This window comes from Nostoc sphaeroides (genome assembly GCF_003443655.1).
Classification (GTDB): Bacteria; Cyanobacteriota; Cyanobacteriia; order Cyanobacteriales; family Nostocaceae; genus Nostoc; species Nostoc sphaeroides.
The window spans coordinates 5,803,713-5,818,502 of sequence record NZ_CP031941.1; the positions used below are offsets into that span (position 1 = coordinate 5,803,713).

The window sequence follows — 14,790 nt, forward strand, 5'->3', positions numbered from 1 at the left end:
GCAGCAATCGTGATATTTTGCCAGATAGAATCTAGAATCAATTTGGCACATAAGGGAATGAAAATCTCTTTTTCAATGCCTAATGGCCTATTAATATTCATAACCGAGTAATTACCGACTTGAGTACAGAAGCCATAGCCTCTATGCTATAGTGTTCCACACATCTTTCTCTTGCCTTGATACCTCGCTGGCTTGCTGACTCTAAATTCTGAAAAATCAGTTGAATCTGTTCGGCAATCTGTTCAGGGCAAGCAGGCTCAACTAAATAACCAGTATCACCTAAAATTTGGGGAATATCTCCAACTCGTGTTGATAATATAGGTTTAGCCATTGCCATTCCATCTGTCAACTTTAGGGGAAATTGAGCGCGAGTTTCTGGGGTATCTCGCTGGGGGACGACTACAATGTGAGCCGCCGCTACCAAATCAGGCATCACATCAGCTGGATACTTTGGTAATTTGATAATCCAGCGTCCCCATTTTTGTTGAAGTTGCTGATCATAATCATCATAAGGACTGCCACCTACAATCACTAGTCTTAAGTCTGGCTGATTAATTTTATCGAGTGCTATAAGAACATCTTCTAGACCTTTATAGGGTCTTGGCGCACCAGGAAACATTAAAATACGATATTCAGATAAACCATAACGATTTCTGCTGGACTCAGCATCATATCGAGCCGGATCAAATAAAGAAGTATCCTTACCATTGGGGACAAATGTACCGCCAAAACGCTGCTGCAAAAATTTAGTATGCACCGTCACAGCATCAGCCTGACCTACTAAACCTTCCATCCATTTTACGTACAAAGGATGATAAGGATTCCTGAGTGCGCCGTCTGCTTTCAACAATTCCCTAGCTAATTGTTTCGGTGTGGGACTATAATTCCAGTCATCGCCACCGTACCAACTGAGTTCCCAATCATCTATGTCTAAAATTAACGGTTTTTGGCTAAATATTTTCTTTAGTAGGGCAACTCCAAAACTCGCTATTTGTGGTTTTATAGCATAAATTATATCTCCATTAATTTTTGGTAAAATTTTGCTGATTTCTCCAAATAACTCTGGAAAATTTTTGCCTGGTAAATTATAAACGTTTAATTGGGATGGTAAATTTCGATATAAGTTATTTCCAAATGAAAAACCCAGAATTTCAACTTCATATTCTAAACTTTTTAGGGCTGTTGCTATCAAGTATGCACGCAAAATAGCTGCACTTGATAAATCGGAAACCAACAGCGATATTTTGGAAAATTTTTTCACTATTTTAATAATTATTTTTATTTAATGCGCCAAGGATTTGTAACTTGATTCGGTAAAAATACTTGAGCGAATCTGTCAAAAACCCTTGTATATAAGGAACGAGTAATATTTTTAGCATATTGAGGTCGATAAGGATAGGTACAGTGAAGAACTTTAATTTGATCCTGAATATTATAAGCATCCTGCCACTTGCTGAGGTAATTATAGGTAGGTGGTAGGATTTTTTTATGAGGGCGTACAGATGCGATCGCAGAAGCAAAAGCTCCTTGATCTTTTAGGAGCAATTTATCTTGGTTATTTTTGACAATTTCAAAATAACGTTGAAATTCTTCAAAAAATATCTTGGTTACTTCTGTTTTCCGAAAAGCCATAAAACCGCCATTATACTGCACACTATCTGCTTGTAATGGTAATCCTACAGATTGCAGAATTGGCAAAACATTTGGCAAAAGGTCTTCTTGTTTACCACGTAATAAATTTGTAGCTTTAAGAATAGAAGGTTGCACATCTTCGGTTAGTAAAAACTCATATTCATCTAAATACTCAAATACATCATTGATATCGGAAAGTAAACAAATATCAGAATCTAGGTAAATCGTTTTATCAAACTCAGAAGCCGCATATAAAGCTAACTTTGCTTGTCGTGATGCTAAAACAGTATTTTCATTTGCAGGCGCTGGCTTTAAAATTACATTTTTGAACGCCTTGAGCAAGGGATAAAGAACTATTGGAACTTGGTCAATTAAAATAATGATCGGCTCTTGATGAAATTTTCTAACCGCCGCTAAAAAATGAATACAATCTTGAAAAGAGTAGAGTCCAGTTAAAATTGTAATAAATCCTTTAGTTTGTGTTGACATAAATAAAATGGTAATTGTTTTTACTTGGAAAATTAGATATGTCTGATTTCAGAAAAATTCCTCTATTTTTAGTTATATTCAAATTCAATAGAGTAGAGATAGGCAAAAGATTAACTTGACGATTTATTATTTTTAAGTCAAAAAATAATATAATAAATTTAACTTCGTATTTGTAAGTATTTCCAGAGAAATTTTACTGATAAATTCATCTGAAGTTTACTTAGCTTAAGTATAATTACTTTGTCAGCACGGTTGTATAATATCATGGTTAGTATTGCACTATAGCGAGAATAAACCAAGTATAAATACTTAATGTAGCTTATGGAGGTAGCACTATGATTCACTTGAATGTAGGATTGCTACTCAATACCAAACATTTATGTTGTAAGGGAGGCAGAGGTAATGCAGGTAATCCGTCTGGAAGCACTCTCAGACAACTACATATTCTTGTTACATGACGAGAAACAAAATATCGCGGCTGTTGTCGATCCAGCCGAGTCTCAACCAGTATTAAAGAAGCTGGCAGAATTAAAAGCTGAGTTAGTAGCAATTTTTAACACGCACCACCATAACGATCATGTGGGTGGTAATAAGCAACTAATAGAACAATTCCCCCAACTGATAATTTATGGAGGAGCGGAGGATCGTGGTAGAATTCCCGGACAGCAGGTGTTTTTGCAACAAGGCGATCGCGTCGAGTTTGCAGATCGCATAGCTGAAGTTATTTTCGTTCCCGGACATACCCGCGCTCACATCGTTTACTACTTTCCCCCGGAAAACGCTGGTGAGACAGGCGAATTATTTTGCGGCGATACCTTATTTTCTGGTGGTTGCGGTCGCTTGTTTGAAGGAACACCCAGCCAAATGGTAGACTCTTTAAGCAAACTGCGCTCTCTACCCGATGATACACGCATCTGGTGTGCCCACGAATACACCTTGAAAAATCTGCAATTTGCCCTAACTGTGGATGGCGACAATGCCGACTTACAAAAACGCTTCAATGAAGTAAAAGCTTACCGTAGTCGAGGAGAAGCCACCATCCCCTCGCTGCTGGGAGTAGAGAAGCGAACCAATCCCTTTTTACGTTGGGATCAGCAATCATTACAATCAACCGTTAAGAGTAGCGATGGAGTCCAAACTTTTGCGCGGATACGGGAAATGAGAAATAATTTTTAGTCATTTGTCATTTGTCATTTGTCATTAATTATTCTTCCCCTGCCTCCCCTGCTCCCCATTCCCTAATTCATTCAATTTTCGCTAATAGTTGCGATCGCACCCTTCCTTTCGCTACGATCTGTAAGCTTTAGGGTATAGGCAAAGAAGCTTGGAATACAGCACTGAACATTGTGAGCTATCTTACCCAAACCCAAATTAATCAGATTTTACAGGAAAAACGATGGCGAAACGCGTACAGTTAGTTTTAAATCAGGATATCAGTAAGCTAGGAAAATCTGGCGATTTAGTGGAAGTAGCTCCTGGCTACGCTCGTAATTATCTGATTCCCCAAAAATTGGCAACCAATGCCACTCCTGGTATTCTCAGGCAAGTAGAACGCCGTCGTGAGCAAGAGCGTCAACGGCAATTAGAACTCAGACAACAAGCTCTTGAGCAAAAAGAATCTTTGGAAAAAGTTGGCAGCTTGACAATTGCCAAGCCAGTTGGTGAAAACGAAGCAATTTTCGGTACTATCACCACTCAAGATGTTGTAGATGCAATCAAGGCAGCCACCGGTCAAGAAATCGATCGGCGTGGAGTTACGATCCCGGATATTAACCACCTTGGTACTTATCAAGCCGAAATCAAGCTGTATTTGGAAGTAGCGGCACAAGTCGATATTCAAGTCGTCGCTAGCTAAGAGACAGCACAGGGAGCAGAGGGAGCAGGGAAAGCACGCTAAATCTTGTACAGACGCGATTAATCGCGTCTCCCTTGTACAGACGCGATTAATCGCGTCTCTATTCCTGACAGACGCGATTAATCGCGTCTCTAGCAAAATTTCAAAACTAAAATCGTTTATGGCTGAAGCACTGAATTTTCAAGGCGATGGTAGCGATTCGCCTCCCACCACAAAATATTGAGGCGGAAGAAGCGATTTTGGGGGGTATTTTACTAGATCCAGAAGCGATTAGTCGAGTTAGCGATCGCCTCCTTCCAGAAGCTTTTTACATTAGCGCTCACAAAGATATTTATCAGGCAGCTGTGAGGCTCCATACCCAAGGTAAACCCACAGATTTGCTCTCAGTCACAAGTTGGCTGACTGACCACGAAATGCTTGCCCGTATAGGCGGTAGAAATAAATTAGCAACTCTGGTAGATCGTACAGTGTCAGCCGTGAACATCGACGCCTTAGCAGGATTGGTGATGGAAAAATACCTGCGGCGACAGTTAATTAAAGCTGGCAATGAAATTGTACATCTTGGTTACGAGACAGAAACCGAATTACCAACAGTTTTAGATCAGGCAGAACAGAAAGTCTTTGCCGTTACTCAAGAGCGTCCCCAATCGGGTTTAGTTCACATAAGTGACACTCTAATTAATAATTTTCAGGATATTGAGGATCGAAATCAAGGCATCGCCTTACCTGGTATTCCCTGCGGATTTTACGATTTAGATGCCATGACCGGCGGCTTTCAGCGTTCTGATTTGATTATTGTCGCTGCTAGGCCTGCAATGGGAAAGACAAGCTTTTCGATGAATATTGCACAATATATTGCCAATTACGAAATTATTATCAAGCGTGATAACATTGACGAGCGGAAGAAACTACCAGTTTCTATTTTCAGTTTGGAAATGTCCAAAGAGCAACTGACGCAACGGTTATTAGCTAGCGAAGCGCAAATTGAAAGTAGTTATCTGCGGACTGGACGCCTGAGCCAAACACAGTGGGAACCTTTAAGCCGTGCTATTGGTATCCTTTCGGAGATGCCGATTTATATTGACGACACGCCGAATATTACAGTTACACAAATGCGTAGTCAGGCAAGAAGACTGCAAGCAGAGCAAGGAACACTGGGTTTGATTGTAATAGATTACTTGCAATTAATGGAAGGAGCAGGCGATAATCGCGTTCAAGAATTATCAAAAATTACGCGTCAACTCAAAGGTTTAGCGCGGGAATTATCTGTACCAGTTATTGCCCTATCTCAGTTGAGTCGAGGGGTGGAAGCACGCACTAACAAGCGTCCGATGTTGTCAGATTTGAGAGAATCGGGTTCGATCGAACAAGATGCCGATTTAGTAATAATGTTGTACCGCGACGAGTACTACTCTCCCGATACTCCCGATCGCGGCATTGCAGAAGTAATTATAGCTAAACATCGCAACGGGCCTACAGGTACTGCGAAACTTTTATTTAATCCACAGTTTACAAAGTTTCAAAATTTAAAAATTTAGCTAGATAAGCTAAAAAACATCTAATTTGCATAATCTAATTAAATATAACTCTTGTGGGGTGGGCATCTTGCCCGCCCAGCTTATGCAATTTAAATGTGGAACAGCTTAATAATTATTGAATTAGGGACTGGGGACTAGGGAAAGGGGAGCAGAGGAGAGAATTCCTAACTCCTAACTCCTAACTCAGCACCCCAATGCCCTAGTTTCTACTTAACTCCCAGCAATTCCACTTCAAAAATTAGAGTTGCATTGGGTGGAATCACGCCACCAGCGCCACGAGCGCCATAACCTAACTCAGATGGGATGATTAACTTACGAAGACCACCTACTTTCATGGTGCTAAGTCCTTCGTCCCAACCTTTGATTACCTGTCCAACGCCAATTTTAAAGCTGAAGGGTTGGCCGCGATCGCGTGAACTATCAAACTTAGTACCATCTTCTAAAGTGCCGACATAGTGAACTTCAACCGTTTGTCCTGGTTGAGGAGTCGCCCCAGTCCCCTCTTTTAACTCGACATACTTTAATCCAGAGGGAGTGGTTACGGCATTAGCATCAGACATAGTATTGCTCGCAATTAGAGGATTATTTTCAGTTACAGTTGTGGACACTGGCGGCGTTTGGGTTATCTGGGCAGCAATGGCAGTATTCTGTTTACTGCTTACTTGCCCCACAATCAACAGCACAACACACGCCAGCATGAACGCCACGCTGAGGAAAATTGGTTTCAAAATCAGTTCTCCTTACTTAGGTATCCTGGCAAAAACATTACCAACAGGACACAATTAGTTTAAATCAGAAAGGACATCTTAACGCCAAAGCTTATTTTCTAAATCGCGCAATTGACGCTCTAAACGATCAATTCTACCGCGCAGTTCGTCCACTTCCGACTGGCGAGCTACCCCCAAATCTTGCATCATATTTCGCATTTGCCGTTGCATTTGAACATCAAAGTTTCCCTGCTCCGACTTTAACTGCTGGGCAATATCATCTATAACTGCCTTGGCTTGCTCAGGATTGAGCTTACCGTCTTTAACTAAATCATCGCTGACTTGGCGCAGTTTTTCTGCTACTAAAGACGTTGTGCCAAGGCCCACCATCATAAGCTGTTGCAACCAGTTGTTGCTTTCCATACTCCTTTCCTCTTAAATTATTTTAAACCAGCCGATCCTTGCTCCTGAGTATAGGCAATCAAGCTATGCTAAAAGCGTGGTTATTCTAGCCTACATCTCTATTTTGGCAAATTAGCAAACACAGAGATCGCAGGGTGTGCTTATAGAACGACTCAAGTTTAAGGTTGCCCCGAATTTAAGAGAAAATTTTATCCAGAAGGACGCACAAATTTGGACAATAGCCCTGGCTGAATATCCTAGATTTCTCGCTAAACAGGTTTGGATCAGCCTCAATGACCACACAGAAATTATCTTCATCATTTGTTGGGCAACACTAGAGCAGTGGAAAGCCATACCCCAAGCAGATTTGCAGACTATTAAAGATAAATTCATCCCAGCACTGAGAGAATCTTATCCAGTAGTGAAATCAGCAAAGTATCAAGTACGGAAATTTCCCCATTTCTAGGTGAAAAATTACTCTCTACTCCAAGAGTTGGGGTTTAACAACTGGCAAGCTTCCGCCACAGTTACTAGTGAAGCGATTCGCCCCAAAAATTATATGAATCCAACTTAATTATTTCACGGCAATTCAAGTCATTAGGTCATTAGTCATTAAGTAAGTAGGCAAGAATAAATAAAAGGAAGTTAAGTAATGTAAAAAATATTGAAATTAGTTCGTAGTGTTCGCGTAGCCTCTCGAAGAGAAGAGAAGAGAAGAGAAGAGAGGACTAAAGTCCTCACTACGAACCTTTAATTATTTACGCCGCTCTACTTAGTACCAATAACTAGATCGGCGGGAATCCCACCGATTCTATTTGAGTTTTGCAAAGTATACTGAGAACCAAAACTTGATTTGGCAAGCTTTCAGTCAGCTTGGCTTTTGAAAAATCAAATCGGATTCCCGTCATAAAATGAGTTAGAGGTTAGATAAACCCATTGCTTTTAAAACTTAAAGCATCTTCTTGACATCTCCATTCTTCAAAGTAGGGAGGAGTTAGATTTTTGCACGCCAATTCTGAAAGGCTATCTCGTAATCCTCTGATTTGCTTTGATAAACACTCCACCAATGAAAAAATAGTCCTAACCCCCATCCTAATACTGGGAAGATAGCCCAAAAATAACTAGGACTAGTTATTAAATTCAAAAGAATAAGGAATGAATTCACCGCTACGAAGCTAACCAAATGTGCCTTAAAGGCTCTGCGTCGGAAAGTATTAAATGTGCGTCGCAAACGTTCCTCTTCTTCTTGAGCTAACCACTTGTTTTCAGTTGCTTCCAAAATATCAGAAGAGATACCTAAGTCAGATGCCATTTCTATAAGCTGTTCTCGTGAAAATCCACCTTCCTGTTTTCGAGCGAGTGCTATTTGAAGGATTTTTTGCACATCTTCTGAATCGTAAGTCATTTTAATTACCTTATAAGTTGGTGTGTAAATGCGCCTTTGATTTCACGAAGTTTTTGAGAGGTTTCGTTCAATTCAGTTAGCGAATGCCTCCACATTTTGCAGCCATTACTTAGTTAAATTTACACAGTTATTATTTTCTCACAATCAATTTAGAGCTACTGTATTTGTCAATACCTCTATATTGCTTTTATGACATTAAGCAAACATTATCTGAAAGTTGAATGCTAGTACTGTCAGAAAATATTGATATTAATTATGAATTACTAATTATTAATTATCTTGACATACTTTTTCTATTGAGATTGTATATAGTGGTTCCCACTCAGATGCGGTACAAAATTATATCGCAAGGTGAGGGGCACGGCATGTTCCCTACGGGTGTACCTCCTACCGTTGTATAGAAAAAGGAGCGATGCATCCAGGAGTGCCCATAAGTCATCCGTCCAGACAATGTACATCTAATTCTGTACTTGTATAAAAAAATATATATACAAACTTTTATGATATCAATAAGAAATTTTATTTTACATACGTCTAACGATAGATAGATTTTATTAAACAAATAGTTTAGATTTGTAACAGATTACACAGAACTAGGTAAAGCACATGGCCAATATAGTTGATACCGCCGCTAATAATGGTTCTTTCAACACACTAGTTGCAGCAATCCAAGCAGCTGGTCTAGTAGATACACTGAAAGGCCCCGGGCCATTTACTGTCTTCGCACCCACTGATGAAGCGTTTAATAAGCTTCCAGCAGGTACAGTAGATGCATTACTGAAAGATATTCCCAAGCTCACCAAAATCTTGACCTATCATGTAGTCTCAGGCAAGGTACTAGCTGCTGATGTAGTTAAACTGAAGTCAGCTACAACAGTTGAAGGTTCAGATGTAAAAATTGACGCTTCTAATGGCGTTAAAATCAATGATGCAACTGTTGCAACAGCAGATGTTGCTGCTGATAACGGTGTCATCCACGTAATTGATACAGTTTTGATTCCTGCATAAGCAAACGTCAGAATAGCTAATTGCTATTTCTGGGGCGGCGACTACCTGTAGTCGTTTCTCTATTACAGTCTGGTTGAATGTTTTTTAGCTAAACACCAACTACCAATAAATCCATCTAGACAGTATCTAGGTGGATTTGTTGTTTCATTTAGGGACTTCCAAGAAATAAATTATCCAAATAAACGAACCACAGAGACAAGGCAGTGCGTTGGGCGGGTTCCCAGACTTGAAGCAACTGCCGCACAAAGAACACAGAGAGAAGAGGTTGCGTCAGTTTTGGAACATTTTTTTATTTGGAAGTTCCTTAGAATCAAATTTTTAGTTTCGCCAAACCCAAATAACGGATACCTTCGGGGGAAATATCAAAACGGCAAGGTAAGACTTCTAAACCTTGAGCGATCGCATCCCGTAATAATTTACCATATACAGGATCTGTGCGATCGCCAGGGGAAAACTCGGTACAATCACTACGATTGATAAAGTAAAGCATCACCGCACGAGTTAGAGGTAGCAGCGCCATTAGTTCTCGCAAATGCTTTTGTCCTCTTGTAGTCTCCGTGTCGGGAAATAAGGCTAGTCTCCCCTCAGACAAAGTTGTATTTTTCACTTCTAAATAAATCGGGCGTTCCTCATCACTTCCCGTTAAGAAAAAATCTACTCGACTTTTTTTATCTAGCCCATAAACCACCTCACCCTTAATTTGGCTATAGCCGCCCAATTCTGGGAAAAGATATTTCGCCAAAGCTAGCTTTACCACCCGATTGGGCAAGAAAGTATTTATGCCTACCCAAGTCGGCTCGTTGTCATGTACCTGAATTAGTTCTAAAGTGTAAGCCAATTTGCGGTTAAGATTATCACTTTTGGAAAGCTGTACAGCACTTTGGGGAGTTGATACTCCAGTCATTGGCCCTGTATTTGGACAATGTGCTGTCACTATTTCGCCAGAAGTAAGTTGAACGTCAGCAAAAAACCGCTTGTAGCGTTTTAGCAGAATACCTGGATATAAAGGTGGGTAACGGTAAAGCCAATCTATCATTATAAAACCTTGTTGCTGCTAGTAAATATACGTCGATTCCTTACCCACCTACCTCTCAACAGCAAATCTTTTCAGCAGCTACTCTGCCCCATAATAGAAATTGAGTAAATGCACATATCATAAAATGCGAATTTTTGTAGTTAAATTGACAACATAGTAATATAAAGTAGCATATACTAAGTATTGTAAGCCTCCCATAAAAAAAATCCGGGAGAATTCCAACGTGCAAGGGGGTAAATCCTATGCAAGAAGTGTGGTCATCAACGGAATTAGAATATGCTTTTCTGTTTACTCTAAGAAAGGTAAATTCGATAAATGTAGAAGGTTTCAAGCCATTTTTTAGTAATATGCCTATTGACCCTTATATCAAAGGCAACTATCGTCAGAGAAGATTATCTCGGTTCACAGTTTCTGGAAATCAGTTAATCAAATTACCTCATGGCTATTTCTTTCAAAGTAAAAAGTATAATCCATTAGTGGGCGACATAAAAAGAGAGTTTGCAGAATTAGATGATGCACTCATAAAACTTGATATTTTTAGAAATCTTGTTTTAGCATTTAGCGATTCTTGTAAACTTCATCCTGAAGCTGAAATCGGAGTTCATCAAATTAGAATTATTTGTACGCCAGATAATTTTGCTAATCCAGCCCCTGAAGGTATCCATCAAGATGGTACTGATTTTATTGGCATATTTTCAGTAGATAGAGATAATATTCAAGGTGGAGAAACACATTTATATACTGCAAAAAGAGAAAAACCTGTGTTTAGCAAAGTTCTAAATCCGGGGGAACTATTATTGGTTAATGACCATGAATTTTTCCATTTTGCGAATCCCATAAAACCAAAAACTGACGCTCAAGGAAGCTTTGATGTTTTTGTACTGACTTCTCCTAGCTTACTTTCAGAATAATTCTAGTTAACTGTAAATATTTTACAATCTAAGAGATATGGGGAATTGAATGTAGTCATTTCCCCAGCTTTTTTATTTGTAATTGGAAATAATCAATAGTAATTAATAAAGCTGCAATTTTTGCTATATTTATATCACCTTGGATCGCAATATCCAGTTAACATTCACAAACTGCTGAATATAATATAGGACTCCTATTTGATTTCTGAACGGGTTTTAGAGAGAAATCCTTGCTGGATATGCATTTAAGTCTCAGTATGTTTTCAAAATTCAAACCGGATTCCTATAATGAATTTGTAATATTATATGTTTGCTTGTTAGTCCTGTTATAGCAATCCTAAATGAGTTATGAAAATTGAGAGACTAAGATCCCCGACTTCTTTGAGAAGTCGGGGATCTTATTGTTCACGACTGATTTAGGACTGCTATAGCTAGTCCGACATCTTCACAAACCAAAAGCATAAATCCAGAGTAACCACAGATTTTTATTGATACATTTTTTAATACACGAGAAACAAAAGCACGCTGAATACTTAAAATAGTAAAGGTGAGTGTATAGGTGAGGCTACAAATAAGCGTGCTGGAATTTAACTAACTGAATCAACCAAACAAATGCCATGAATGACGAATTTTACAATAGAGGATTGGAAAAGGCTAGGCGAAAAGACTACGCTGGAGCAATTGAGGAATTTAACCATGCTTTACAACTGACACCTTATTTTGCTGAAGCTTACTTGCAACGGGGTTTGGCATATTATGACTCAGGATCAATCCTTAAGGCTGTTTCAGATTATACTGAAGCCCTAAAGCTGAATCCTGAGAGTGTACAGGCATATTATTGTCGTGGATTGGCTAGGGTGGCGCTGAAAAATTTACCGGGGGCGCTAGACGATGTTGAACGCGCTATTCGTCTCAATCTTAACTATGCTTCTGCTTATTATCTGCGGGGGATAGTGCGACGCAAACAGGGTTATATTGAAGATGCGATCGCTAATTTTAAAAAAGCTGCTGGGTTATATCTAGAACAACAGGATAAAGACAATTGTCGTCTGTGTCTGGAAGAAATTAAACAGCTACAACCTCAAGAATTACCTGTTGTACAGCAATCACGTTCTCCAAATGCGCCTATTTTATCCACAAATGAATATTTTACGCAATTATTAGAAAAAGCTGAAAAGGGAGATACGCAAGAGGCACTAGCTGATTTAAACTGGGTATTAAAAGCCGATCCACAAGATGCCCAAGCTTACTGCTGTCGTGGGGTTGTGCGTTGTAAAATGGGGAATTATCGAGAAGCGATCGCAGATTTTAATCAAGCATTGCGATTAAATTTTCAAGATGCTATTGTCTATCGTAACCGAGGTAAAGCCCGTTCTATATTGGGCGATCATCAAGGTGCGATCGCAGACCTCAACCAAGCACTCCAGATGCAACCCCAAGATCCCTTAGTCTATATTGCCAGAGGCAATGCCTATCGGGCAACGGGTAATTATCTCGGTGCAATTCAAGATTACACCCAAGCGCTGCAAATAAACAAGAATGATGCTCAAGCTTACTACAATCGCGGCATTGCCTATACTTGCACAGAAGAAATGCAAAATGCCTTAGAAGATTATCAACGGGCGGCGAGTATTTTTTGTGAACAAGAAGACTGGGGAAATTATCAACAAGTATTAAGTAGTTTAGAAAAAATTCAAAAATTTAGTCCAGAGTCAAAAAAGCAAAAATATAACCTACTACGTCAGCGACTTTTGCGAATGGTTGGCGGATATTGGGAAATTGCCGAAAGATTAATTCAGCAGAAGCAAGATTACCATCCTGGGATGTCAGACGAGTGGTATTTGGAAAAAGTGATTGATGATTTAGAACGCGATCGCGGTAGATAATATCATGTCCGCCAAATTAACCATATCGACAGGGGACTATGATGTACCTCATTTGATCAGGAAAAGCTATAGACATCTCCAGAAATTAAATATGCGTTACCCAGACCACTTGTAGAGACGTAGCAGTGCTACGTCTCTACATTCTTTTTCGGAGATGTCTTATAAATAATCAAGCGGACATCATATCACTTGTTATTTTCCAATGAAACTAACTGACTACCGCTTCAGCTTTTTCCTCTGCTTTTTCCTTCACTAGCACATAAGGCGTTTCTGCACCTTGTGCCAAATATTCAGCTAGCTGACTTTCAATTTGATCGCGCACAATTTGGCGATATTCTAGAAAATGCTCGTTGTGGGCGCAAGCAGAGATGTAATGCTCAATAACTCCAGGGTTACGCTTGAGAATGCTGAACAAATGGTGCCAGAACTTCCAACGGGTTTCCCGTTTGATGCCTTGTCGCCAAATTACAATCAACAGTGCTTTTACAACCACCCACTCCGGCATTTTCGCTGGCGCTTTCCAACTTGGCAAACCCATCATCAAGAAGCAGCGATAGGTACGATCCAAATACTGTACTGGGTCGTATAAAGTACAAAATGCTTCAATATATTCTCGTGCCAGTTCTTCTAGAGGACGGGTGGGGAGGAAGTTCATCAATGTTGTTTGGTTGATGTTGCCATCTTGATTTTCCCGCAGTCGTCCTTCTTTTTTCAGGCGATGCCAAAGCGCGGTATTAGGTAACGCTTGTAACATGGCAAAGGTAGTAGAGGGAATCGCTGCTTGTTCTGCAAAGCGAACAATGCGATCGCCTGCGCCTGCTTTTTCGCCATCAAAGCCAATAATAAACCCAGCCATTGGGCGCAATCCGGCTTTGATGATGGTTTCCACTGCCTCAGTTAGAGAACTGCGAGTATTTTGAAACTTCTTAGTCATTTGCAAACTATCCTCATCCGGCGTTTCGATTCCCAAAAACACCGCCGAGAAACCGCACTCAACCATCAACTCCAACATTTCTGCGTCTTGTGCCAAGTCAATTGAAGCTTCAGTGTCAAATCGGAAGGGATACTTGTGTTCTGCCATCCAGACTTTCAACTCTTTCAGCAACAATTTCACATTTCGTTTGTTGCCAATAAAGTTGTCATCCACCATGAACACACCCCGCCGCCAACCCAATTCGTAGAGGTAATCTAACTCCGCTAGCAATTGGGCTGGGGTTTTGGTGCGCGGTTTGCGTCCGTAAAGAACAATAATGTCGCAAAATTCGCACTGGAAGGGACACCCACGCGAAAACTGCACCGACATCATGTCATAAGCATTCAATTCTAATAAATCAAAGCGGGGTATTGGTGTGCTTGTGACATCAGGTTTTTCTGTGGCGCGGAAAGTCCCAGATGTGTCTCCCCGTTGAATTGCCTCAATAAACATGGGGAGAGTGATTTCCCCTTCATCCAGAATCAGAAAATCTGCGCCAACATTTTCAACTTCGTGAGGTACAGAGGTGGGGTAGGGGCCGCCAACTGCAACTAGCTTGCCACGTTTTTTTGCTTCCTGGATTTGGTCAAGTAAATCTTGTTTCTGGACAATCATCGCAGAGAGAATTACCACATCTGCCCATGCCCATTCTGCTTCTGTTGCTGCGCGAATGTTGCGATCGACTAGCTTGAATTCCCATTCTTGGGGCAGAATCGCCGCTACTGTTACTAAACCCAGAGGTGGTAATAAAACCTTGCGATCGACTAACTCCAAGATTTTTTCATAAGACCAAAAGGTTTTGGGAAATATTGGATACACTAACAAGATTCGCATGTAGTATCAATCCTCACACTTTGATTGTTATCCCACTCTAACGAAAATTAAGAGCTATTGACTTTTTATTAAAAAGGTTATTTTAATACACATAAGGTTACATTTTTTATAAGC

At 40.1% G+C, this 14,790-nt stretch carries 13 protein-coding genes and 1 pseudogene; 7 read left to right on the forward strand and 7 right to left on the reverse strand.

The window, feature by feature from the left end:
• Positions 1-97 precede the first annotated feature (97 nt).
• Complete coding sequence (locus tag D1367_RS25935) at positions 98-1,261, reverse strand: glycosyltransferase family 4 protein (protein ID WP_181984963.1); 1,164 nt, start codon at positions 1,259-1,261, stop codon at positions 98-100.
• 17 nt (positions 1,262-1,278) lie between these two features.
• Positions 1,279-2,121: a hypothetical protein gene (locus tag D1367_RS25940; RefSeq protein ID WP_118169407.1), complete on the reverse strand. Its 843-nt coding sequence runs from the start codon at positions 2,119-2,121 to the stop codon at positions 1,279-1,281.
• A gap of 402 nt (positions 2,122-2,523) precedes the next feature.
• Here D1367_RS25940 and gloB point away from each other — a divergent pair, with 402 nt between their 5' ends.
• The 3 genes and pseudogenes from gloB to dnaB all read left to right on the forward strand — a co-directional run bounded on the left by gloB (position 2,524) and on the right by dnaB (position 5,514).
• Positions 2,524-3,297 carry a hydroxyacylglutathione hydrolase gene (gene gloB / locus D1367_RS25945; RefSeq protein WP_118169409.1) on the forward strand — a complete coding sequence of 258 codons (774 nt, stop codon included), beginning with the start codon at positions 2,524-2,526 and terminating at the stop codon, positions 3,295-3,297.
• A 220-nt stretch (positions 3,298-3,517) separates the two neighbouring features.
• Entirely contained in the window at positions 3,518-3,976 is a 459-nt protein-coding gene (rplI, locus tag D1367_RS25950) for a 50S ribosomal protein L9 (protein ID WP_118169411.1), read from the forward strand.
• Between the two features lie 160 nt (positions 3,977-4,136).
• A pseudogene (gene dnaB, locus D1367_RS25955) lies at positions 4,137-5,514 on the forward strand (replicative DNA helicase).
• 206 nt (positions 5,515-5,720) lie between these two features.
• Here the strand turns inward: dnaB and D1367_RS25960 are convergent.
• A complete protein-coding gene (locus D1367_RS25960; protein ID WP_181984964.1) occupies positions 5,721-6,242 on the reverse strand; it encodes an FKBP-type peptidyl-prolyl cis-trans isomerase in 522 nt (173 codons plus the stop codon).
• 78 nt (positions 6,243-6,320) lie between these two features.
• Positions 6,321-6,644, reverse strand: a complete 324-nt coding sequence (locus D1367_RS25965) for a phasin family protein (RefSeq protein WP_109011445.1) — start codon at positions 6,642-6,644, stop codon at positions 6,321-6,323.
• Between the two features lie 136 nt (positions 6,645-6,780).
• On the opposite strand from D1367_RS25965, the gene D1367_RS25970 reads away from it, so the two are divergent.
• Positions 6,781-7,089: a TIGR03792 family protein gene (locus tag D1367_RS25970; RefSeq protein WP_118169415.1), complete on the forward strand. Its 309-nt coding sequence runs from the start codon at positions 6,781-6,783 to the stop codon at positions 7,087-7,089.
• Between the two features lie 528 nt (positions 7,090-7,617).
• On the opposite strand, the gene D1367_RS25975 is transcribed toward D1367_RS25970, so the two are convergent.
• Entirely contained in the window at positions 7,618-8,028 is a 411-nt protein-coding gene (locus D1367_RS25975; protein WP_118169417.1) for a 2TM domain-containing protein, read from the reverse strand.
• A 606-nt stretch (positions 8,029-8,634) separates the two neighbouring features.
• On the opposite strand from D1367_RS25975, the gene D1367_RS25985 reads away from it, so the two are divergent.
• Positions 8,635-9,036 carry a fasciclin domain-containing protein gene (locus D1367_RS25985; protein ID WP_118169420.1) on the forward strand — a complete coding sequence of 134 codons (402 nt, stop codon included), beginning with the start codon at positions 8,635-8,637 and terminating at the stop codon, positions 9,034-9,036.
• 310 nt (positions 9,037-9,346) lie between these two features.
• Here the strand turns inward: D1367_RS25985 and sfsA are convergent, their stop codons facing one another.
• Positions 9,347-10,072, reverse strand: coding sequence for a DNA/RNA nuclease SfsA (sfsA, locus tag D1367_RS25990; RefSeq protein WP_118169422.1), 726 nt, complete (start codon positions 10,070-10,072; stop codon positions 9,347-9,349).
• Positions 10,073-10,314: 242 nt separating this feature from the next.
• Between sfsA and D1367_RS25995 the strand changes: the two genes are divergently transcribed.
• On the forward strand, positions 10,315-10,983 hold the full coding sequence (locus D1367_RS25995) for a 2OG-Fe dioxygenase family protein (RefSeq protein WP_118169424.1): 669 nt from the start codon (positions 10,315-10,317) through the stop codon (positions 10,981-10,983).
• 617 nt (positions 10,984-11,600) lie between these two features.
• Complete coding sequence (locus D1367_RS26005) at positions 11,601-12,869, forward strand: tetratricopeptide repeat protein (protein WP_118169426.1); 1,269 nt, start codon at positions 11,601-11,603, stop codon at positions 12,867-12,869.
• A 208-nt stretch (positions 12,870-13,077) separates the two neighbouring features.
• On the opposite strand, the gene D1367_RS26010 is transcribed toward D1367_RS26005, so the two are convergent.
• Positions 13,078-14,676 carry a B12-binding domain-containing radical SAM protein gene (locus D1367_RS26010; RefSeq protein WP_118169428.1) on the reverse strand — a complete coding sequence of 533 codons (1,599 nt, stop codon included), beginning with the start codon at positions 14,674-14,676 and terminating at the stop codon, positions 13,078-13,080.
• Positions 14,677-14,790: the final 114 nt, after the last annotated feature.

Coding starts and splice junctions, on each gene's coding strand:
- D1367_RS26005 (WP_118169426.1), top strand. CDS start 11,601: ATGAATGACGAATTTTACAATAGAGGATTGGAAAAGGCTAGGCGAAAA.
- gloB (WP_118169409.1), top strand. CDS start 2,524: ATGCAGGTAATCCGTCTGGAAGCACTCTCAGACAACTACATATTCTTG.
- D1367_RS25985 (WP_118169420.1), top strand. CDS start 8,635: ATGGCCAATATAGTTGATACCGCCGCTAATAATGGTTCTTTCAACACA.
- D1367_RS25975 (WP_118169417.1), bottom strand. CDS start 8,028: ATGACTTACGATTCAGAAGATGTGCAAAAAATCCTTCAAATAGCACTC.
- rplI (WP_118169411.1), top strand. CDS start 3,518: ATGGCGAAACGCGTACAGTTAGTTTTAAATCAGGATATCAGTAAGCTA.
- D1367_RS25940 (WP_118169407.1), bottom strand. CDS start 2,121: ATGTCAACACAAACTAAAGGATTTATTACAATTTTAACTGGACTCTAC.
- D1367_RS25965 (WP_109011445.1), bottom strand. CDS start 6,644: ATGGAAAGCAACAACTGGTTGCAACAGCTTATGATGGTGGGCCTTGGC.
- sfsA (WP_118169422.1), bottom strand. CDS start 10,072: ATGATAGATTGGCTTTACCGTTACCCACCTTTATATCCAGGTATTCTG.
- D1367_RS25995 (WP_118169424.1), top strand. CDS start 10,315: ATGCAAGAAGTGTGGTCATCAACGGAATTAGAATATGCTTTTCTGTTT.
- D1367_RS26010 (WP_118169428.1), bottom strand. CDS start 14,676: ATGCGAATCTTGTTAGTGTATCCAATATTTCCCAAAACCTTTTGGTCT.